This is a genomic window from Arthrobacter sp. Bi26, from assembly GCF_918697925.1.
Taxonomy (GTDB): domain Bacteria; phylum Actinomycetota; class Actinomycetes; order Actinomycetales; family Micrococcaceae; genus Arthrobacter.
Window position 1 is genome coordinate 1 of sequence record NZ_CAKKMF010000008.1, and the last position, 20,799, is coordinate 20,799.

General features: G+C 66.8%; 18 protein-coding genes, 1 rRNA gene and 2 pseudogenes. 15 read left to right on the plus strand and 6 right to left on the minus strand.

What is annotated here, in order from left to right; translation table 11 throughout:
- Positions 1-237: 237 nt before the first annotated feature.
- A 5S ribosomal RNA gene (gene rrf / locus LQV16_RS03225) occupies positions 238-354 on the plus strand.
- Positions 355-647: 293 nt separating this feature from the next.
- Here rrf and LQV16_RS03230 read toward each other — a convergent pair.
- Positions 648-896, minus strand: a pseudogene (locus LQV16_RS03230) (transposase); the annotation flags it as partial.
- A 150-nt stretch (positions 897-1,046) separates the two neighbouring features.
- On the minus strand, positions 1,047-1,628 hold the full coding sequence (locus tag LQV16_RS03235; RefSeq protein WP_229992575.1) for a dihydrofolate reductase family protein: 582 nt from the start codon (positions 1,626-1,628) through the stop codon (positions 1,047-1,049).
- 243 nt (positions 1,629-1,871) lie between these two features.
- On the opposite strand from LQV16_RS03235, the pseudogene LQV16_RS03240 reads away from it, so the two are divergent.
- The 14 genes and pseudogenes from LQV16_RS03240 to LQV16_RS03305 form a co-directional block, all read left to right on the plus strand.
- A pseudogene (locus tag LQV16_RS03240) lies at positions 1,872-2,006 on the plus strand (transposase); the annotation flags it as partial.
- 321 nt (positions 2,007-2,327) lie between these two features.
- Positions 2,328-4,547 carry a hypothetical protein gene (locus LQV16_RS03245; RefSeq protein WP_229992506.1) on the plus strand — a complete coding sequence of 740 codons (2,220 nt, stop codon included), beginning with the start codon at positions 2,328-2,330 and terminating at the stop codon, positions 4,545-4,547.
- Positions 4,548-4,551: 4 nt separating this feature from the next.
- Entirely contained in the window at positions 4,552-5,541 is a 990-nt protein-coding gene (locus LQV16_RS03250) for an HAD-IIA family hydrolase (RefSeq protein ID WP_229992509.1), read from the plus strand.
- A 9-nt stretch (positions 5,542-5,550) separates the two neighbouring features.
- Positions 5,551-5,916 (plus strand): hypothetical protein, encoded by a 366-nt coding sequence (locus LQV16_RS03255; protein ID WP_229992510.1) that lies wholly within the window; start codon positions 5,551-5,553, stop codon positions 5,914-5,916.
- On the plus strand, positions 5,913-6,725 hold the full coding sequence (locus LQV16_RS03260; protein ID WP_229992512.1) for a TlyA family RNA methyltransferase: 813 nt from the start codon (positions 5,913-5,915) through the stop codon (positions 6,723-6,725). Before LQV16_RS03255 ends, LQV16_RS03260 begins: the two co-directional genes overlap by 4 nt.
- A gap of 22 nt (positions 6,726-6,747) precedes the next feature.
- Complete coding sequence (locus LQV16_RS03265; RefSeq protein WP_229992513.1) at positions 6,748-7,773, plus strand: NAD kinase; 1,026 nt, start codon at positions 6,748-6,750, stop codon at positions 7,771-7,773.
- Positions 7,774-7,776: 3 nt separating this feature from the next.
- On the plus strand, positions 7,777-9,513 hold the full coding sequence (recN, locus tag LQV16_RS03270; protein ID WP_229992514.1) for a DNA repair protein RecN: 1,737 nt from the start codon (positions 7,777-7,779) through the stop codon (positions 9,511-9,513).
- 100 nt (positions 9,514-9,613) lie between these two features.
- Entirely contained in the window at positions 9,614-11,395 is a 1,782-nt protein-coding gene (locus LQV16_RS03275; RefSeq protein ID WP_229992515.1) for a CTP synthase, read from the plus strand.
- Between the two features lie 27 nt (positions 11,396-11,422).
- Complete coding sequence (locus LQV16_RS03280) at positions 11,423-12,088, plus strand: NUDIX hydrolase (protein WP_229992516.1); 666 nt, start codon at positions 11,423-11,425, stop codon at positions 12,086-12,088.
- Positions 12,085-13,134, plus strand: a complete 1,050-nt coding sequence (xerD, locus tag LQV16_RS03285) for a site-specific tyrosine recombinase XerD (RefSeq protein WP_290369319.1) — start codon at positions 12,085-12,087, stop codon at positions 13,132-13,134. The genes LQV16_RS03280 and xerD overlap by 4 nt, the downstream gene beginning before the upstream one ends.
- A gap of 66 nt (positions 13,135-13,200) precedes the next feature.
- The gene (locus tag LQV16_RS03290) at positions 13,201-13,689 is read left to right on the plus strand and encodes an 8-oxo-dGTP diphosphatase (RefSeq protein ID WP_229992517.1); all 489 of its coding nucleotides are present in this window, start codon (positions 13,201-13,203) and stop codon (positions 13,687-13,689) included.
- Between the two features lie 86 nt (positions 13,690-13,775).
- The gene (locus tag LQV16_RS03295) at positions 13,776-14,267 is read left to right on the plus strand and encodes a sigma-70 family RNA polymerase sigma factor (RefSeq protein WP_229992518.1); all 492 of its coding nucleotides are present in this window, start codon (positions 13,776-13,778) and stop codon (positions 14,265-14,267) included.
- Complete coding sequence (locus LQV16_RS03300; RefSeq protein WP_229992519.1) at positions 14,260-15,759, plus strand: hypothetical protein; 1,500 nt, start codon at positions 14,260-14,262, stop codon at positions 15,757-15,759. Before LQV16_RS03295 ends, LQV16_RS03300 begins: the two co-directional genes overlap by 8 nt.
- A gap of 139 nt (positions 15,760-15,898) precedes the next feature.
- On the plus strand, positions 15,899-16,243 hold the full coding sequence (locus LQV16_RS03305; protein ID WP_229992520.1) for a hypothetical protein: 345 nt from the start codon (positions 15,899-15,901) through the stop codon (positions 16,241-16,243).
- Positions 16,244-16,365: 122 nt separating this feature from the next.
- On the opposite strand, the gene LQV16_RS03310 is transcribed toward LQV16_RS03305, so the two are convergent.
- The 4 genes from LQV16_RS03310 to LQV16_RS03325 all read right to left on the minus strand — a co-directional run bounded on the left by LQV16_RS03310 (position 16,366) and on the right by LQV16_RS03325 (position 20,642).
- Positions 16,366-17,505: a bifunctional 2-methylcitrate synthase/citrate synthase gene (locus LQV16_RS03310; protein WP_229992521.1), complete on the minus strand. Its 1,140-nt coding sequence runs from the start codon at positions 17,503-17,505 to the stop codon at positions 16,366-16,368.
- 62 nt (positions 17,506-17,567) lie between these two features.
- Positions 17,568-18,470 (minus strand): methylisocitrate lyase, encoded by a 903-nt coding sequence (prpB, locus tag LQV16_RS03315; protein WP_229992522.1) that lies wholly within the window; start codon positions 18,468-18,470, stop codon positions 17,568-17,570.
- Entirely contained in the window at positions 18,470-19,990 is a 1,521-nt protein-coding gene (locus LQV16_RS03320) for an MmgE/PrpD family protein (RefSeq protein ID WP_229992523.1), read from the minus strand. Before LQV16_RS03320 ends, prpB begins: the two co-directional genes overlap by 1 nt.
- Positions 19,983-20,642: a GntR family transcriptional regulator gene (locus LQV16_RS03325; protein WP_091564429.1), complete on the minus strand. Its 660-nt coding sequence runs from the start codon at positions 20,640-20,642 to the stop codon at positions 19,983-19,985. Before LQV16_RS03325 ends, LQV16_RS03320 begins: the two co-directional genes overlap by 8 nt.
- Between the last annotated feature and the right edge of the window lie 157 nt (positions 20,643-20,799).

Here is a 20,799-nt window from a genome sequence, read left to right on the forward strand (position 1 = left end):
ATAGGCCGATAACTTACACCACACACCCATCCCGTGAACGGATTCAAAAGACGTTCACACCCCGGGAAGGGTACAAAGAAACAAGACTGCTTGCGTCCACTATGTGGTTCCCAAACAACAAACCCGTCACCGACGGCACTGTTGCACAGGAACCGACAACAAAATAACAACACCACAGATGTTGTAACCACCAGATTTCCCACCCCCACGCCACGCCGGCGGGTGCGGACACAGGGTTACGGCGGTCATAGCGTGGGGGAAACGCCCGGTCCCATCCCGAACCCGGAAGCTAAGACCCACAGCGCCGATGGTACTGCACCCGGGAGGGTGTGGGAGAGTAGGTCACCGCCGGAACACCATTCACGGTCGAGGACCCCCAACCACAGGTTGGGGGTCCTCCCGCATTTAAGCTACCTTTCTACCCCGGCTGCTACCTAGTTGGACCTGCTCCCTCACGTCCCGCACCATCCCGGGGGAGCCTCGTTCACGTCTTCCTGCAGCTTCTCCTGCCGGACGCTCCCTCGCCTGCTGCCGCACGGGCCGGCAGGCACCCGGGACCCGGCGCCGCTGTCGAACACCCAAGACGTGCGGGAGGGGCTGGACAGGTCCCGCGATACGTGAGGGAGGGTCCTAGGTTTCCGGGCTCTTCACAATCCAGGATGTAGCAGCGGCCTGAAGCCGCCGGTCTCGAGTAGCGATCTGGCGATGTAGTTGGTGAGGTTGCGGAACCCGAGGGCGGAGCCGCGGAGGTGTTCGAGTCGTCCGTTGATCGCCTCGGTTGGGCCGTTGCTGGTGCCGGGTCGGTCGAAGTAGGCCAGCACGTCGACGGCGCGCTTCTTCAGCGTTCGGCCCAGCGTGATCACCTCGCTCAGCGCAGCGGGAACGCCTGCGCTGACCGACCCGGGCTCTTCACAGTTGAGGGTGTAACCGCTGGCTGGATGTTGGCTGGCGCGTCGGTCCCGGGGCAGCGACGCGCAACCGCAGCCGGAGGCCCGATCTTGTGTCACCGTTCGCAGTAGACTTCTTCGCGTACCCGCTCAGATCGGTCAACGGCGCACCCGATAGCGCAGGTGAAGCACCCGGTTGCCCTGAATCACCACGTCGGGATCCTCCAACAGGTGCTGTGCGTGGACCGACCCGAAGTAGCGCTTGCCGGACCCGAACACGATGGGTACGACGTCCATGCGCACCTCGTCGACCAGGCCCGCGGCAAGCATCTGGCCACCGACGTCACCAGCGGCGACCTCGACGATGCGGTCACCCGCAAGCTCTTGCGCCTTGGCCATGGCTGCCTCGACGCCGTCGACGAAGTGAAACGGCGCCTCGGGGTCCCAGCCCTCGGGCTGCGGCCGGTGCGTCACGACGACCACGTGGTCGATCCCGCTCGGAGGCTTCCCGTCCCAGCCGTCCGTCATGTCGAAGACGTGGCGGCCGACGATTGTCGCCCCGATCTGGTCCCAGTACGGCCGGGTGTAGTCGTAGGACGTCTGAGACACCTTCACCTCGCCGCTCTCGTCCAACGGGACGTCACCGTTGGACAACCAGTCGAACAGCAGTCCGGGCTGGTCATTCTCGTCCGCGACGAAGCCGTCCACCGACACCGAGCTGTACATGACCACCTTGCCCACGGGGCTCTCCTCTGCTTTGGGGTGCCCCCACATTAGCGTGTCGTGAGCTGTCGCTCTAGTAGGAAATTAGTCGGCCGGCAGCGGCCAGCCGTCCAGCGCGTGGCCGGGATGTTCGCGCAGGAATCGCCGCCAGACTTCGACGTACCGGGTCGGCATGAGCCCGGTGAACGCCCGGAACTCGTGGCCGAAGTGGGCCTGGTCGAAGTAGCCTGCGCCACCAGCGAGGTCGCCCCAGTCGACCGGTCCGGCGGCACCGAAGCGATCAACGGCCTCATCGAACTCCACCGCCGCGTTGCCCGCGGCTTCCGCAACCGGAAGCACTACCGACTACGCATGCTGCTCATCGGCGGCGGACTGTCCCATCCCCACCTCAGGTAGGAAGAGCCATTTAGCTACCTTTCTACCCCCGGCTGCTACCTAGTTGGACATGTTCCCTCACGTCCCGCACCATCCCGGGGGAGCCTCGTTCAGCCTGGTTCCTGAACGGCCCCATGAGCCCCTGCTGCTGAGGCGTTGTGAGCCTCGCCACCGACGTGCCCTCTTGGGGGTTGCCGTTAGCCGGTGGCGGGTTGCTCGCCTAGAATTGGGGGAGATGTACGGACTTCGAAGCGCTTGATTTCGGGTTGCGTAGGAGACGAAACACGGAACAGAGCGGCTGCGATTGCGCCAGTGGTCAGCTCGCAACAGGAGGATTCCAGCATGGCTGAGCACAATGATGGCAACCGTGGCGGCAAGGCCCACGACAACTCTGGCGGACGCAGTTCCGGTGGAGCCCCTTTCCGCGGCACGAGCAACTCGGGCGGCGATCCTCGCGGGTTCCGTTCCAGGGAAGACCGTGACCGTAAGCCGTATGGTGAGCGTGCTCCGCGTGAGGGCGGGGATCAGCGTGGGTTCGGCGGTAGTGAGCGTAAGCCGTATTCCGGCGGTGAGCGTAAGCCGTATGGTGATCGTGCTCCGCGTGAGGGTGGGGGACAGCGCAGCTTCGGTGGCGATAGCCGCCCGTCCTATGGCGACCGTAAGCCGTATGGTGAGCGGACTCCGCGTGAGGGCGGGGATCAGCGTGGGTTCGGCGGTAGCGAACGTAAGCCGTATTCCGGCGGTGAGCGTAAGCCGTATGGTGATCGTGCTCCGCGTGAGGGTGGGGGACAGCGCAGCTTTGGTGGCGATAGCCGCCCGTCCTATGGTGACCGTAAGCCGTATAGCGGCGGTGGCGATCGTGACCGCAAGCCGTACGGCGATCGTGCTCCGCGTGAAGGCGGGGGACAGCGCAGCTTCGGCGGCGATAGCCGCCCGACCTATGGCGACCGCAAGCCGTACAGCGGTGGCGATAGCCGCCCGTCCTATGGCGACCGTAAGCCGTATAGCGGCGGTGGAGATCGTGACCGCAAGCCGTATGGTGATCGTGCTCCGCATGAGGGTGGGGGACAGCGCAGCTTTGGTGGCGATAGCCGCCCGACCTATGGCGACCGAAAGCCGTATAGCGGCGGTGGCGATCGTGACCGCAAGCCGTACGGTGATCGTGCTCCGCGTGAAGGCGGGGGACAGCGCAGCTTCGGCGGCGGCGACCGTGACCGTGACCGCAAGCCTTATGGCAGCGGCGACAACCGCAAGCCGTTCGGCAACCGCGAGGACCGTCCGGCACGGAGCTTCGACCGTGGCGACTCAGGCCCGCGCCAGTACGGGCGGGACCGTCCGGAAGACCGTCCGGTACGCGTGCCCAATGCCCGCGATCTCCGCAGCGCCAACCGTCCCGACCGGGAACGTTCACCCCAGATCGACGAGGACGTCACGGGCAAGGAACTTGACCGTGCCACCCAGCACCAGATCAAGACCCTCGAAGGCACCAGCGCCGAATGGGTGGCCCGCCACCTCGTCATGGCGGGACGGCTTCTGGACGAAGAACCTGAGCTTGCCTTCCAGCATGCCCTGGCAGCCAGCCGCCGCGGCGGACGCCTTGCGTCCGTCCGCGAAGCTGTCGGCCTGACCGCCTATGCGGCCGGCCACTATGGTGAAGCCCTCCGGGAATTCCGCACCTACCGACGGATCAGCGGCTCCAACATGCACCTGCCGGTCATGGCCGACTGCGAGCGGGGCCTTGGCCGCCCGGACCGCGCCCTGGACATGGCCCGGTCCGACGAAGCCAAGGATCTGGACGCCCCCGGCAAGGTGGAGCTGGCTATCGTGGCAGCCGGGGCCCGCACGGACCTCGGGCAGTTCGACGCCGCGGTTTCCGAACTGGAAATTCCGCTGCTGGACATCAACCGCGCCTTTTCCTACAGCCCGCGACTGTTCCGCGCCTACGCTGACGCACTGACGGCTGCCGGCCGCGCTGCCGAGGCCGACAAGTGGCAGCGGCAGGCCGTCGTGGCCGAAAACGCACTCGGACTCGGGGCTGACGAAGACCCTGACATCATCGATCTCGGCTGGGACGAGGAAGAAGAGGCCCGCGAGGAGAACCGGCAGCGCAGGCTCCGCGAGCAGGAGAATGCCGACATGCACGGCGGAACCGAAGAGCGCGCGCCGCGTGCCGCCGGCGCTGCTGTCGCGGCAGAAGCCACCGGCACCGCAGCCGGAGCGGCCGGCCTGAACGCGATCGACGGCAGCGCGAGCGACAACAGTTCCATCGACGACAATGCCATTGACGACAGCAGCGACGACGCCGAAGCCGACTACTTCGAGTCCGACGACGCCGAGTCCGACCAGGATTCGGTCGAAGCCGACGTGCTCGATGAAGCCGACACCGAAGCCGACACCGAAGCCGACACCGAAGCCGACACCGAAGCCGACACCGAAGCTGAAGCCGACACCGAAGCCGACACCGAAGCTGAAGATGACGCCGACGGGGAACGGAACGCTGAAGCGGATCAGGAACTCGTCGACGACTCAGAGCCTGCCCAGCGTGAACGTGTGGAGGACTAACCGCATGACGGATACTGCGCTGATCTCCACCTTTGATGCCCTGCTCGCCGACCTCGACGGCGTTGTCTATGCCGGCCCCCATGCCATCCCCGGGGCCGTCGAGTCGCTGCGCCGGCTCGCCGGTGTAGGCGTCGGCCTGGGCTACGTCACCAACAACGCATCCCGTTCTCCGGCGCAGGTAGCGCAACACCTTCGCGATCTCGGCGCCCCCGCCGAGGACCACCAAGTGGTGAGTTCCTCGCAGGCGGCGGCAGCGCTGCTGGCCTCGCTGCTGCCGGCCGGGGCCCACGTGCTGATCACGGGCAGTGCCGCACTGGCCCAGGAAATTGAGCTGGTCGGTCTGGTTCCCGTCCGCGGCGCGGAGGATGACCCCGTCGCCGTCGTGCAGGGCTTTAGCCCGGACATCGGATGGAAGGACCTCGCCGAGGCGTCGTACGTCGTCGCCGGCGGCGCCCTCTGGGTGGCGACCAACACTGACTGGTCCATACCTCAGGCGCGCGGAATTGCCCCCGGTAACGGGACGCTCGTGGCAGCCGTGGCCGCCGCGACCGGCAAGAGCCCGATCGTGGCGGGCAAACCCGAGGCGCCGCTGTTCCACACCGCCGCCAAGCGGCTGGCCGCGGACCGGCCGCTCGTCGTCGGTGACCGACTGGACACCGACATCCTCGGCGGCAACAACGCCGGCTTCGCCACGGTGGCTGTGCTGACAGGCGTGGACACCAGGGAATCAATCCTCGCCGCGAAGTCCATGGAACGCCCCGATTTCCTCATCAATGACCTGACCGGCCTGTACGCGCCATACCCGGCCGTGGAGCACGACGCCGGGCGGTTCCGCAGCGGCACGGCCTCGGCGATCGTACGGGGCCAGTCCGTCCACATCAGCGGGGACCCCGCCGACCTCGATTCATGGCGTGCCGCCTGCTCGGCCTGGTGGGCAGCGAACCCCGAGACCACCAGCGCACTGGCTCCGGCCCTCGAGTGGCTCGATCACTAGGCTGGAGACATGACCGAGCCGAACCAGCAGCTAAACCAGGCCCCAATCCAGCCGCCAGCTGTGGCGGAGGCGGAGGCGCCTAGCCCCGCGGCCGACGTCGCGTGGCCGGATCTGCCTTCGCGGCAGCTCCCGGCGGAACCGTCCGGGGACGCGGCATCAGAACAGCAGGCACCAGAACAGCAGGCACACGTCCAGGACGCGGCCGTCAGCGCTGTGCTGGACCGGCTTGCGGCCGTGCGGCAAACGCCCGTTTCCGGGCACGGGGAAGTCTATGCCGACATGCATGATGCCCTGCTGGAGGCCCTGAACGAAGACGTGGCTTCCCACGCCGGCGTGGCGCGCCGTATCCATGCCGCGGGGGACGGGGGATCGTGAGTCGGCTAGACCAGGCGCTCGTCAGCCGGGGGCTCGCCAGGTCCCGGACGCATGCCGCCCGGCTGATTTCCGAGGGCAAGGTGAGCTCCGGAGGCGAGGTCCTCGCCAAGGCGTCACTGCAGGTCCCGGACGATGCCGCGCTGGATGTCATGGCCTCCGCTGAGGACGGCTACGTCAGCCGCGCCGGGCACAAGCTGGCCGGGGCGCTGGATGCCTTTCCCGCCGTCGACGTCGCGGGCAAACGGTGCCTCGACGCCGGTGCCTCGACCGGCGGGTTCACGGATGTGCTGCTTCGGCGCGGAGCCGCCCACGTGGTGGCCGTGGACGTAGGGCACGGCCAAATGGTGCCGGAAATCCGGAATGACTCCCGCGTTGCCGTGCACGAAGGCCTCAACGTGCGGTACATGACGCCCGGGGAAATCGGCGGCCAGTCTGCGTTGACGGTGGCGGATCTGTCCTTCATCTCGCTGACACTCGTGGTGGCGCCGCTGGCGGCCTGCACCGAGCCCGGCGGCGACCTCGTCCTCATGGTCAAACCACAATTCGAGATCGGCAAGGACCGGCTGGGCCGGACCGGCGTGGTCACCTCGGAACGGGAACGCCGGCTCGCCGTGGGCAAGGTGGCTGCCGCCGCCGTGGATGCGGGCCTGGTCTTGTCCGGCCTGGCCCAAAGCCCGCTGCCGGGCCAGGACGGCAATGTCGAATACTTCCTGTGGATAAAACGCGCGATGTCGGAAGTCCCGCCTAAGATCGAGGAGCGGGACGCAGCCGTTGCTGCGTTGCTCGGAACAATCTGGCCGAACCACTAGTACCACCAGAAGGCGGAACCCGATGAGCAGGCGTGTCCTCATCCTTGCCCACACAGGGCGCGAGGAGTCCCTCAAGGCTGCCTGGGAAGCGTGCGCCCTGTTGCATGAATCCGGGCTGGTCCCTGTGCTGCAGGAGAACGAGCTCGGGGACATGGTCCGCTTCTTCGGCCGGCTCGACCACCCCGTCGAGGTCCTTCACGACCACGTGAAGCTGCCCGAGGTAGAACTCGTCATGGTGCTGGGCGGGGACGGCACCATCCTCCGCGCTGCCGAGCTCGTCCGCGAAGTCGACGTGCCGCTGCTCGGGGTCAACCTCGGCCACGTGGGGTTCCTGGCAGAGAGCGAGCGGGCCGACCTCGCCCAGACCGTCGAGTGGATCGCCAGCCGTGACTACACGGTGGAGGAGCGCATGACGATCGACGTCCAGGTCTGGGTCCGCGGTCAGAAGATCTGGCACACGTGGGCCCTCAACGAGGCCGCGATCGAAAAGGGCAACCGGGAACGGATGCTGGAGGTGGTCACGGAAGTCGACGAACGCCCCCTGACCTCATTCGGGTGCGACGGCGTAGTCCTGGCCACGCCCACAGGCTCCACGGCCTACGCGTTTTCCGCCGGCGGTCCTGTGGTGTGGCCCGAGGTCGAGGCCCTGCTGATCGTGCCGATCAGTGCCCATGCCCTCTTCGCGAAGCCGCTCGTGGTCTCGCCCCGGTCCAGGCTTGCGGTCGAGATCCTGAACCGGACCGATGCCCAGGGCGTCCTCTGGTGCGACGGCCGCCGCTCGGTGGATCTGCCGCCCGGCGCGCGCGTCGAAGTGACCCGCTCCGCGACGCCCGTGCGGCTGGCCAGGACGCACCAGACCCCCTTCTCAGGCAGGCTGGTGCGCAAATTCGAGCTCCCGATCCAGGGCTGGCGCGGCCCCATGCCGCAGGCCGAGGTCATCCACACCGGACCCATCCCGATAATTCGCACGCCCCGTCCCATGCCGCCGCTGCCCTTGCCGGGCCACACGGATCCCGGTGACACCCCCGATCCCTCGACTGCGAAGTGAACCATGCTTGAAGAACTGCGTATCCGCGATCTCGGCGTCATCACCGACGCCATCCTGCCGCTGGGCCCGGGCCTCAGCGTGGTGACCGGTGAAACCGGTGCCGGCAAGACCATGGTGGTCACCGCCGTCGGCCTGCTTCTGGGTGCCAGGTCCGACGCCGGTGCCGTCCGCAGCGGTGCGAAGAGCGCTTCCGCGGAGGCGGTGTTGAAGCTCGACGCCGGCCACGCCGCCGTCGCGCGGTCCCGCGAGGCCGGCGCGGAGGTTGAGGAGTTCGACGGCGGCGTGGAACTGCTGCTTGCCCGCAGCGTCGGAGCCGACGGCCGCAGCCGTGCCTACCTGGGCGGACGCGCCGCGCCGGTCGGGGTGCTGGCCGAAATCGGCGAAACCCTCGTGGTGGTGCATGGGCAGTCGGACCAGATCCGGCTCAAGAGCCCGGTGGCGCAACGCGGCGCCCTGGACAAATTCGCGGGCGAGGGCCTCGCGGGGACGCTTGCCGCCTACCAGGACCTCTACACCCACTGGCACGCCAGCCAGGGCGAGCTGGACGCCCTGCGCAGCGCCGCCCGTGAACGCCTCCGCGAGGCCGAGTCGCTGCAGGCTGCCCTGGCCGAGATCGACGCCGTGGACCCGCAGCCGGCGGAGGACGATGCCCTCAAGGCCGAGGCCGTGAAACTGGCCAACGTCGAGGAACTGCGGATCGCAGCCAGCACCGCCCACCAGGCGCTCATCGCCGAGGACTTCGGCGAGGAAGCCGACGCCACCACCCTGGTGGATGCCGCCAAGCGCACCCTGGAGCACGTTGCCGAACACGACGAGGAGCTGGGGTCCGCCGCGGCGCGCCTGGCCGAGGTCGGCTTCCTGCTCAACGACATCGCCGCGGAACTCGCCAGCTACCAGGCCGCCCTGGACACGGAGGGCCCGGAACGGCTCGCCGAGATCGAGGACCGCCGGGCCGCGCTGGCCAAGCTGGTGCGCAAGTACGCGCCAAGCATCGACGAGGTGTTGGTCTGGGCCGAGGCCGCCCGCGCCCGGCATGAGGAACTGCAGGACGACTCCACCCGGATCGAATCGCTGGACGCCGAGGTTGCCCGGGCCGAAGCCGAGCTCCGGAAGAAGGCCGCCGCGATCAGCAAAGCGCGCACGAAGGCCGCCAAGGATCTCTCCGCACGGGTCAGTGCAGAGCTGACCGCGCTGGCCATGGCAGACGCCACCCTGGTGATCAACGTGGAACCCGCAGGCCAGCTGGGACCGTTCGGGGCCGATGAGATCTCGTTCCTGCTGCAGCCGCACTCCGGCGCGCCGGCCCGGCCGCTGGGCAAGGGCGCCTCGGGCGGTGAACTCTCCCGAGTCATGCTCGCCATCGAAGTGGTGCTGGCCGCCGTCGATCCCGTCCCGACGTTCGTCTTCGACGAGGTCGACGCCGGCGTGGGCGGCCGTGCCGCCGTCGAGATAGGGCGCCGGCTGGCGATGCTGGCCCAGCACGTTCAGGTCCTCGTGGTGACCCACCTGCCGCAGGTGGCCGCGTTCGCGAACCAGCACATCAGGGTCACCAAGACCTCCGTGCGGGGCGCTGACGGCGCTACGGCCACGGGCTTCACCTCCAGCGACGTGCAGCTGCTGGACGAGGCCGAACGCGTCCGCGAGCTGGCCCGCATGCTGGCGGGCCAGGAGGACTCGGAATCAGCGCAGGCCCACGCCCAGGAGCTGCTGGACGACGCCAAACTCCTGCCGCAAATCTAGGCGGGCCGCCGGGGACCTCCGCAAGGATTCCCGACGGGACCGCAGCTAGGACAACAATCACATTGGGATCCCGCCAAGGAGCCCGTGGAAGGCCGAATTGATGATAAGCTCAAACCCCGTGGTGCAGCGATCAAACTCTCGTGTAAATTCCCGGTTTCCGGGCTCGTCCAAGACGACCAAACACATCTTCGTCACCGGTGGTGTAGCGTCCTCGCTCGGTAAGGGACTGACGGCTTCGAGCCTCGGCCACCTTCTGCGGGCACGTGGTCTGTCTGTAACAATGCAAAAGCTCGATCCCTATCTGAACGTGGATCCGGGCACGATGAACCCCTTCCAGCACGGCGAAGTCTTCGTCACTGACGACGGCGCCGAAACGGACCTGGACATCGGCCACTATGAGCGCTTCCTCGATGAAAACCTCGAAGGATCGGCCAACGTCACAACCGGCCAGGTCTACTCGACCGTCATCGCCAAGGAACGCCGCGGCGAATACCTCGGCGACACCGTCCAGGTCATCCCGCACATCACCGATGAGATCAAGCGGCGCATGCGGCTTCCCGCCGAGGGCAAGAACGCCCCGGACGTCATCATCACCGAAATCGGCGGCACGGTGGGCGACATTGAGTCCCAGCCGTTCCTGGAGTCCGCACGACAGGTCCGCCAGGACATCGGCCGCGGAAATGTCTTCTTCCTGCACGTGTCCCTCGTGCCGTACATCGGCCCGTCGCAGGAGCTGAAGACCAAGCCGACGCAGCACTCCGTTGCCGCGCTGCGCTCCATCGGCATCCAGCCGGAGGCAATCGTGATCCGTTCGGACCGCGAAGTCCCGCAGCCGATGCGCGACAAGATCGGCCGCATGTGCGACGTCGACATCGACGCCGTGATCGGCTGCCCGGACGCACCGAGCATCTACGACATCCCGAAGACCCTGCACTCCCAGGGCCTGGATTCATACATCGTCCGCGCCCTGGACCTGCCGTTCAAGGATGTGGACTGGACCAGCTGGGACAAGCTGCTCGACGCCGTCCACAACCCGAAGCACGAGGTAGAGGTCGCGCTCGTGGGCAAGTACATCGACCTGCCGGACGCCTACCTGTCCGTTACGGAGGCCCTGCGGGCCGGCGGCTTCGCCAACGACACCAAGGTCAAGATCCGCTGGGTCCCCTCGGACGAATGCGAAACCCGCGAGGGTGCCGTGCAGTCCCTGAACGGCGTCGACGCCATCTGCGTTCCGGGCGGCTTCGGCATCCGCGGCCTCGAAGGCAAGCTCGGCGCCCTGAAGTACGCCCGCGAAACCAAGCTCCCGGTCCTGGGCCTGTGCCTGGGCCTGCAGTGCATGGTGATCGAGTACGCCCGCAACGTGGTCGGCCTCGAGGGAGCGTCCTCGTCCGAGTTCGAGCCGGATTCCAAGTACCCCGTCATCGCCACGATGGAAGAGCAGTTGGACATCGTCGACGGCAAGGGCGACCTCGGCGGCACCATGCGCCTGGGCCTGTACGAAGCCAAGCTTGACGAAGGCTCCGTCGTCGCCGAGACCTACGGCACCACAAAGGTCAGCGAACGGCACCGCCACCGCTACGAGGTCAACAACAAGTACCGCGATCAGATTGCCGCCAAGGGCCTGTCGTTCTCTGGAACGTCGCCCGATGGCAAGCTGGTCGAGTTCGTGGAACTTCCCCGCGACGTGCACCCGTACTACGTGGCCACGCAGGCGCACCCCGAGCTCAGCTCCCGGCCCACGCGCCCGCACCCCCTGTTCGCGGGCCTGATCGAAGCTGCCCTTGGGCATCAGCGGGCCGCCAACGGCGTGCCTGCGGCCAGTGCAAAGGCCGATGCCCCGGCTGCTGCGCCCAAGCCCTCGTCGGCAGCAGTGTCCAAGTAATTTCCAACTGAATCAAAGGACGGCGCGATGCCCGGTATGTCTGAGACCCCCAATGCTGCACGGCAGGTTTCGGATGAGCCGAGCCCGCGCCGTCTTTTGTCTTCCCGGAAGGTTTACGAAGGCAGGATCTGGGACGTTGTCAGCGACAGTTTCCAGCTCAATGACGACGGCGACACCCTGGTCCGGGACTACATCGACCATCCCGGCGCGGTGGCCATACTTCCCATGAACGACGCCGGCGACGTGCTGCTGCTCCGGCAGTACCGGCACCCCGTCGGCATGGACCTCTGGGAGATCCCCGCCGGGCTGCTGGACGTCGAAGGGGAGGACTTCGTCATCGGCGCCGCCCGCGAACTGGCCGAGGAAGCGGACCTCGTGGCGGAGCGCTGGAACGTGCTGGCGGACTTCTTCAACTCCCCGGGTTCCTCCAGCGAAGCCATCCGCATCTACCTGGCCCGCGGGCTGAGCGAGGTGCCGGGACATGAGCGGCACGTCCGCACCGACGAGGAAGCCGAAATCGAACTGCACTGGACCCCGCTGGACGAGGCTGTGCAGGCGGTGCTTGATGGCCGCCTGCACAACCCGTCCGCTGTCGTCGGCGTGCTGGCCGCTGCCGCCGCCCGCGCCGACAACTTCGAGAGCCTCCGCCCGGCCGACGCGCCCTGGCCCGCCCATCCCAGCCAGCGCCAATGACCGATGCGCTGATTGCCGAGCCTCCGGCCCCCGCGCAACTTCAGGCCCCCGCGCCGGCGGAGGCAGCCGCTCCCGAACGCCCGCCCATCCGGCCGCTCACAGCGATCGACCGCGCCATAACTGACTATCTGCAGCACATGGGCGTGGAACGGGGGCTCGCGGCCAACACCCTCTCCGCCTACCGGCGGGACCTGGCCCGGTACGCCAGGCACCTCGCCAGCACAGGCCGGGAACGCCCCGCCGAGATCACCCGGCACGACGTCACCGGCTTCGTCCAGGCCCTCTCCGACGGGTCCGACGGCGGCTCTGCCCTGGGCATCCGCTCGGCAGCCCGGACGGTAGTGGCCGTCCGCGGACTCCACAAGTTCTGGGCCCTCGAAGGCGTCACTCCCGCCGATCCGGCCAGTGACGTCCACCCGCCCATGCCCGGTAAGCGGCTGCCCAAGGCCATCAGCGTCGACGAGGTCACCCGGATCCTGGAGGCGGCCGGCACGGATACGGCCACCGGCCTGCGCGACCGCGCGCTGCTCGAGTTCCTCTATTCCACCGGTGCCCGCATCAGCGAAGCCGTGGGCCTGGATGTGGACGACATCTCCCTGCACACGCCCGAACAGGCCGGCGAAAGCGACGGCCCGGCGATCGTCAGGCTGTTCGGCAAGGGCTCAAAGGAACGTCTCGTGCCGCTCGGATCCTACGGAGCTCGCGCCCTCGACGCCTACCTTGTCCGCGGCCGGCCCCTGCTGGCCGCCAAGGGCAAGGGCACCCCTGCCTTGTTCCTCAACGCCCGCGGCGGCAGGATCAGCCGGCAAAGCGCCTGGACCATTTTGAAGGCGGCGGCGGACAAGGCCAACATCACCAAAGACGTTTCGCCGCACACCCTGCGGCACTCCTTCGCCACCCACCTGCTTGAGGGTGGCGCCGATGTCCGGGTGGTCCAGGAACTGCTGGGGCACGCCTCGGTGACCACCACGCAGGTCTACACCCAGGTGACGGCCGATACGCTGCGGGAGATCTACGCCGCAGCGCATCCGCGCGCCCTGGGTTAAATCCGCGCCGCGGCACGCCTGCGGCCGGGCACCGACGGCCCCGGGGGCTGGCGCTAGGGTGGATTCATGAACTCGACAGCTGTCACTCTGTGCTTCCTGCTACGCGACGGAGCTGCCGGCACGCAGGTCCTCCTCGGTACGAAGAAGACCGGGTTCGGTGTCGGAAAGATCGTGGGGCTCGGCGGGCACGTGGAACCGGGGGAGTCCGACGCCGAGGCTGCCTGCCGCGAAGTCTTTGAGGAAGCCGGAATCGTGGTCATAGAGGACGACCTCCGCGTTGCCGGGCTGATCGAATTCGTCTTTCCCGCACGGCCGGAATGGAACATGTCCACCAGCCTTTTCACCACGCGCCGCTGGAGTGGCGAACCCGTCGAAAGCCAGGAAATGATCCCGGAATGGTTCCAGGTCGCGTCCCTGCCGTTGGCGCGCATGTGGCAGGATGCCGAGCACTGGCTGCCGCTGGCATTGGGGGAAGGCACTGTGGAAGCCGTCATCACCCTGAACGACGACAACGAGACCGTGGCCTCCGCGGAATATTCTTTGCGGGGCGTGTAACCCCGGGCCGGCGGCCGGAAACAATACAGTTATCCAGCAGTTTCGGACACAACATACTTGGGGGATGCGTGCTTTCGGAGCGCGAATTGGCATTTATCGCCATTCACAAAGACAGTTACCCACTGGTCTACAAATTTGTGCGGCGGCGGGTTGAATCAGCCGAGCTGGCGGAGGAACTCGCCGCCGATGTTTTCCGGGTGGTGTGGCAGAAATGGGATGACGCACCGCGGACGGATACAGCGTGGCTTCTGACGGTGGCCCGCAACCTGATCGGGAACGCGTACCGTAGCCGGGACCGGCAGCAGGCGCTGCAGGACAAGCTGCGCTCCGCGGCCGTTGTCCGGTTCGGTGACGGCTCGGACAACGTGGCGGTCCAGGACGCCCTGGCCGGTTTGCGGGAGAAGGACCGGGACATTCTCCAGCTCGCCTACTGGGATGAATTGAGTATCGCTGACATCGCGGGCGTGCTGCACTGCAGCGAGTCCGCCGCCAAGGTCCGGCTGCACCGGGCCCGGGCCGCTTTTCGCAAGCAAATGCCGGTCAGTGCTGACACGATGACACAGAAGATGGGTGCCTGAGATGGATCCGATCAAGAACATGATTTCCGCGACGGACCCCGTGCACAACGATCCGTCCGTGCCCGACGGCGAGGCAGCACTGCGCCGGATGCTCGCCGAATCCGGCGAGTTTAGCGATCGCCTGCCGCGCAATGTCGTCTCCCTGGCGGACCGGAAGCACCGGCGGGCCAGGCTGGGCGGTGTGCTGACCCTGGCAGCGGCGGCCGTCACCGCCGGCGTCCTGGTGGCAACGAACCTGGGGGCACTCACCACCGACCCGGAGCCGGCCAGCACCGTTGCTCCCACGGCCGTTGCCTCCCCGACGGCTTCAGCGACCGCCTCGGCGAGCGTGACGCCGTCGCCGACACCAACGGCAACATCCGCTCCGGCTGTCTGGACTACCTTCACTGACACGACTGGCCAGGCCACGTTTGAACTCCCCGCGAGCTGGACCGTGTCCCAGGCGCCGCAATCGATCGACGGGGGCGCCTACAACACCGTCGTGGTGAAGAATTCCACCGGCAAGACGATGTCAACCCTCAGCCTGGTCTACGACGGAACGGGAGGACCCGTCTGCGCGGATCCCAAGCCGTTCTCCACCCTTGACTCAGTCATTGTCGACATTCCGCAAAAGGCGCAGAAACTCAAGGAAATGCCCCGGGGCCCGTCCGGGTTTGTCTTTCGGATCGTCCAGGGAGACAAAATCTATGGTTCCATGGCCCTCAATGACGCAGAGCTGGCTCCGGGTACCACGACGTGCGGGCTGTACAACAGCATCTTGGGCCCGGACAACATGCCCTTCGCACACTTCGGCGATACCATGTGGCTCAAGCCCGACGGCGAGGAGGCCGCACTGGCCTTCGACAGCGTTGCGGAGGCCACGGCTTACATGCAGACGCAGGATTACCAGGACACTAAGCGCATGCTGATTTCCTTGGCACTGCATCCGGTCAATGTGGCTGCCGCCGGACGCTTCGTCAGTAAGGACGGGAGCGTTAGTTTCGAACTCCCCGCGGGCTGGACCGCGAAAGACGAGCCAGCAGGCACTCCAGATTTTCCGGCAACCGGCGTGGGTGTGTTCGATGAGTCCAGCAAGCGCGTGGCGAGACTCTACTACGGCTTGGGCGGTGGGCTGGGAGGCGGCTGCGGTCCGGAAAAATACACGGCCACTGAGCTCGACTCCGCACCGTCGTCGCTCAGCTCCGATTGGGCGGTCGCGGCGCAGGTCCGGTTTTCCTACCGCGTACTCGACCAGACATCGGTAGGGAAGGGCTTCAGTTACCAGGTTGGCCTGGTGGACAAGTCCAGCGGCCAGCTCATGAACAGCTGCCTCATGTATTCGGTGGTCAGCGGCGCACCGAGGGGTTCGCTGACCTTCGCCGACAGGGACTCGAAGAGTCTTGACGAACCGGTGTTCCAGAGCATGGCCGAGGCCAAGGCCTACATGGGGACACCCGAGTACACAAAACTAAAGAGCATGATTCGCAGCCTGAAATTGCCGGCACAAGGATAGCGAAATGCGGTGGGCCGGTCACCCGTAGGGGTGACCGGCACCCGTCAGACCGATCAGCCTGGACGAACCGTTTGACGGGCTCGGCGGCTGCCGCCAGAACCCGGTTCCCTACAGTGTCCTGGACTCGGTGGAGCTAGCGTTGCCGTACAACACTGCCGCGGCTGACACCATCACGCCCCGCTTTGCCTTCCGCGCCCTCCAGGAACCGGGCCGCGTCACCGCTTCGTACGGCATCGCGGGCAGAGTAGCGGGCAAGGACGGAAAGTCCTGCATGTTCTACAACGTGGTCAGTGGTCCGGCAGAGTCGCCTTTCTATTACTTTGCCGACGCCGTCCAGGTCAACAGCGGTGGTTCCGAGCAGACCGGAAACCGTAAGGGCGCCAAGACGTTCCCCTCGCTGGAAGCGGCAAGGGCCTACATGCAGACCCCGGAGTACGTGAACGCGAAGCGCATGATCACGTCGCTGAAAATCAAGGCCAGCTAGGCACAACGCCGCAGGCAGGAGAAAGCGGGCAGAAAAAACGCGGGCAGACAACGCGGACCGGCCACCTTTGGGGGGTGACCGGTCCGTGTTTTCTGCCCGCGTTTTTTCTGCAGGAGTCCCTGCTACGCCAGGTGTCGCTCCTCGACGCCGTTGTACTCGCTCAACGGACGGATCAGGGAGTTCGCATCCAGCTGCTCCATGATGTGCGCCGTCCAGCCGGTGATGCGGCTGGCGACGAACAGGGGAGTGAAGGTGGCGGTGTCGAAGCCCATGAGGTGGTACGTGGGGCCGGTCGGATAGTCGAGGTTCGGCTTGATCCCCTTCGCCTCGTCCATCGCGGTCTCGAGCCCGTTGTAGAGGCCCAGCAGCTCGGGCCGGCCATAATGGGCGATCATCTTGTCCAGCGCGGACTTCATGGTGGGCACGCGGGAGTCGCCGTGCTTGTAGACGCGGTGGCCGAAGCCCATGACCTTCTTCTTGTGGGCCAGGGCGTTTTCCATCCAGGCTTTGGCCCGGACGTGAGCGTCCTCCAGTGATTCCTCGGGCCTGATGCCGATCTCGTCAAAGGTGTGCATGACGGCCTCGTTGGCGCCGCCGTGCAGCGCGCCCTTGAGGGCGCCGATGGCCCCGGTCACGGCCGAGTGCAGGTCCGAGAGCGTGGAGGTGATCACGCGGGCAGTGAAGGTGGAGGCATTGAAGGAGTGCTCGGCGTACAAAATCATTGAGACGTTGAAAGCGTCGACTACCTCGGGGACGGCCTCCTCGCCGAAGGTCATCCAGAGGAAGTTGGCGTCGTAGCCCAGATCCTCGCGGGGCTCCACGAGGTCCTGGCCGTGACGGCGGCGCTGGTCGTAGGCCACGACGGCGGGCATCGCGGCGAACAGGTCAACGGCCTTGGCCAGGTTGGCCTCGCGCGAGGAATCCTCCGCCAGGGGGTGCCGGGCGCCGATGACCGACGTGGCGGTTCGGCATACATCCATGGGGTGCGCGGTGGTGGGCAGCGCGTCGATCACCTGTTTGACAACCGGATCCAGGGCGCGGCCGGCACGTTCCCTGGCAGTGAACTCCGCCAACTGGTCCGTGGTGGGCAGCTCGCCGTTCCACAAAAGGTAGGCGACCTCCTCGAAGCTGCACTTGGCGGCCAGCTCCTGCACGGGGTAGCCGCGGTACAGCAGCGAGTTGGTGTCCGGGTTGACCTTGGAGACCGCGGTGTAGTCAACCACGACGCCGGCGAGGCCCTTTTTGATGTCCTGTTCAGCCATGCTGAAACTCCTTTGTTCCTAACGCTTGTATACCGGCATATGCCGGAGGTTCTATGCGGGGCTTACTTACCGGGGATCTGGAAATTGAAAACTCCGGTATCGAAACGGTTATAAGCCTCGTAATCAACGAGATCGTACAAACGCGCACGGGTCAGCATGCTTCCAACCTGTGCCTCCTGGGTTCCGTCGGCCTTAATCGATTCCAGAGTACGCTCCGCAGCGCCCATGGCACTACGGAGCAGCGTGACCGGATAAATCACCATATTGACCCCGACGCCGGCCAGCTCCTCCACGGTGAACAGGGCACTCTGCCCGAATTCGGTCATGTTGGCAAGGATCGGGACGTCGACGGCGTCGCGGATGGCCTGGAACTCGCTCAGGTCCTTCATCGCCTCGGGGAAAATCGCGTCCGCACCGGCCTCGACCAGGGCCCGGGCGCGCTCCTGCGTGGCCTGCAGGCCGTCTGTGGCGCGGATGTCGGTCCGGGCCATGATCAGGAAGTTCGGGTCACGCCGGGCGTCGGCCGCAGCCCGGATCCGCTTGGTGGCGGTGTCCAGGTCCACAACGTTCTTGCCGTCGAGGTGGCCGCAGCGCTTGGGGTTGAACTGGTCCTCGATGTGGCAGCCGGCCAGGCCGGCGTTCTCGAGCTCCTGGACCGAGCGGGCCACGTTCATGGGCTCGCCAAAACCGGTGTCAGCGTCGACGATTGCCGGCAGGTCCGTCATCCGGGCGATCTGCCCGGCGCGGGTGGCGACCTCGGTGAGGGTGGTCAGCCCGATGTCCGGCAGGCCGAGGTCGTTGGCGAGGACGGCACCGGAAATGTACACCCCGGCGAAGCCCTTCTCCTCGATCAGCCGCGCCGAGAGCGGGTTGAACGCGCCGGGGAACTGGGCGATGGTGCCGGAGGCGAGGAGTTCGCGGAACCGGATCCGCTTCTGCTCCGGCGTGACCTTCGAATACAACATTAGAAGAGTCCCTTCGGGGCGGCGGCGAGGTCGATCACGCCGTCGGCCGCCCGGATGTTCAGCTGGTCCAGCTCGCCGGCGGCGAGCTCGGGGAGCCGGGCAGCAGCGGCGAGGAAGCGCTCGATCTCCTCGTCGGCCACAAGGCCGGCGGCGAGGGTGCGGAACTTGTTGACGTACTGCTCCCGTGCGAACGGGCGGGCGCCCAGCGGGTGGGCATCGGCGACCGCGATGTCATCGGTGATGACGGTACCGTCCTTGAGCGTGATCTCCACGGTGCCGCCGAAGGCCTTCTCGGCGATGTCCAGGGAGTGGTAGCGCCGGGTCCATTCCGGGTCCTCGACCGTAGTGACCTTGTGCCAGAGTTCCACGGTGTCGGGGCGGGCGGCGCGTTCCGGGGCGTAGGAGTCCACGTGGTGCCAGGTGCCGTCCTGCAGGGCGACGGTGAAGATGTACGGGATCGAGTGGTCCAGCGTCTCGCGGCTGGCCGTGGGATCGTACTTCTGCGGGTCGTTGGCGCCGGAGCCGATCACGTAGTGGGTGTGGTGGCTGGTCTTGATCAGCACGGATTCGACGTTGGCAGGGTCCGTGACTTCGGGGTGTTCGCCGTTGAGCTTGCGGGCGAGGTCGATCCACGCCTGGGCCTGGTATTCGGCGGAGTGTTCCTTGGTGTAGGTGTCCATAATGGCCCGCTTGGCCTCGCCAGCTTCGGGCAGCGGCACGGTGTAGGAAGCGTCCGGGCCGTCCAGCATCCAGGCGATCACGCCGTCTTCGCCTTCGTAGATCGGCACCGGGGAGGTCTGGCCGCGCATCGCGCGGTCAGCGGATTCGACGGCCATCTTGCCGGCGAACGCGGGGGCGTGGGCTTTCCAGGTGGAGATTTCGCCCTTGCGGGACTGCCGCGTGGCGGTGGTTGTGTGCAGGCCCTGGCCGACGGACTGGAAGATGGTCTCGACGTCGAGTCCCAGCAGGGTGCCGATGCCGGCCGCGGCGGAGGGGCCGAGGTGCGCCACGTGGTCGATCTTGTGCTTGTGCAGGCAGATGGCCTTGACCAGGTTGACCTGGATCTCGTAGCCGGTGGCGATGCCGCGGATCAGGTCCTGGCCGCTGGAACCGACGTGCTGCGCGACGGCCAGGATCGGGGGGATGTTGTCGCCCGGGTGCGAGTAGTCCGCGGCCAGGAAAGTGTCGTGGTAGTCGAGTTCGCGGACCGCGACGCCGTTGGCCCAGGCAGCCCATTCGGGGGAGACGCGTTCCTCGATGCCGAAGACCTTCGAGCCCTTGCCGCCGGTGCTGGGGCCGTGAGTGAGGGCCTGGGCCCGGGCAGCGACGATCGGGGCACGGTTCAGCGACGCGATCGCCACCGAGGCGTTGTCGATGATCCGGTTGATCACCATGTCGGTGACCTCATCGGTGACATCCACGGGATCCGCGGCGACCTTGGCGATCTTGTAGGCGAGCTGGTCCTCGCGGCCCAGGTTTTCCTCGCTCTTGTAAACGCGGACGTGGTGTTCCTTAACCATGGTGCTCCTTTTGCTGAGGTGTATGAGTGGCTTTGACGTGTGAGAGGCTGCGGTGCAGGTGAAGCGTAGTGGCGGCCTCGGCCAGCCGCGGGTTGCCTGCGGCGATCGCCTCGGCGATGGCGGCGTGCTCTGCGGCGGCGGCGGTGAGCCGTGCGGCGTCGTCGGCGGCCAGGCGCCGGACGCGCACGAGGTGGACGCGCAGGCTGCGCATGGCCTGGACGAGGTAGGCGTTGGAGATTGCGGCGTCAATGGCCGCGTCGAGCCGCCCGACCAGCCCGTAGTAGTCGTGCAGAGCCGGATCCTGACCGCCGATCAGTTCCGGTGCCTGGAGCAGTTCGCGCCGGAGCTGTTCGAAGGTTGCGGGGTCTCCGCGCTCGGCGGCCAGGGCTGCTGCCCTGCCTTCGAGGGTTTCGCGCAGTTCGAACAGTTCGTCGATGTCGTCCAGGGAAATGTCGGTCACGACGACGCCGCGGCCGCCCGCCGTCGTCGTCAGGCCCTCGGCCGTGAGCCGGCTCAGGGCCTCCCGCAGCGGGGTGCGGGAGATGCCGAGGCGCTCCGACTGCTCCACTTCCGCGAGCACGGTTCCGGGCAGGAGGCGCCATTCGATGATGTCGTCGCGCAGGGCCGCGTAGGCCTTGTCGCTGGCGCGCATCCTGCCTCCTTCGGTGGTGGCTCCGTAACGGTGGAACATCAACAGTGTATACACGCGGGGTCGCTTTGCCCAGCAATTGCGGTCCGTGGGGTGGAAATTGATGAGCTGTGTATACAGAAGCCCTTGTAACGCCGGTCCGCCCCGGTTTACCATGGGC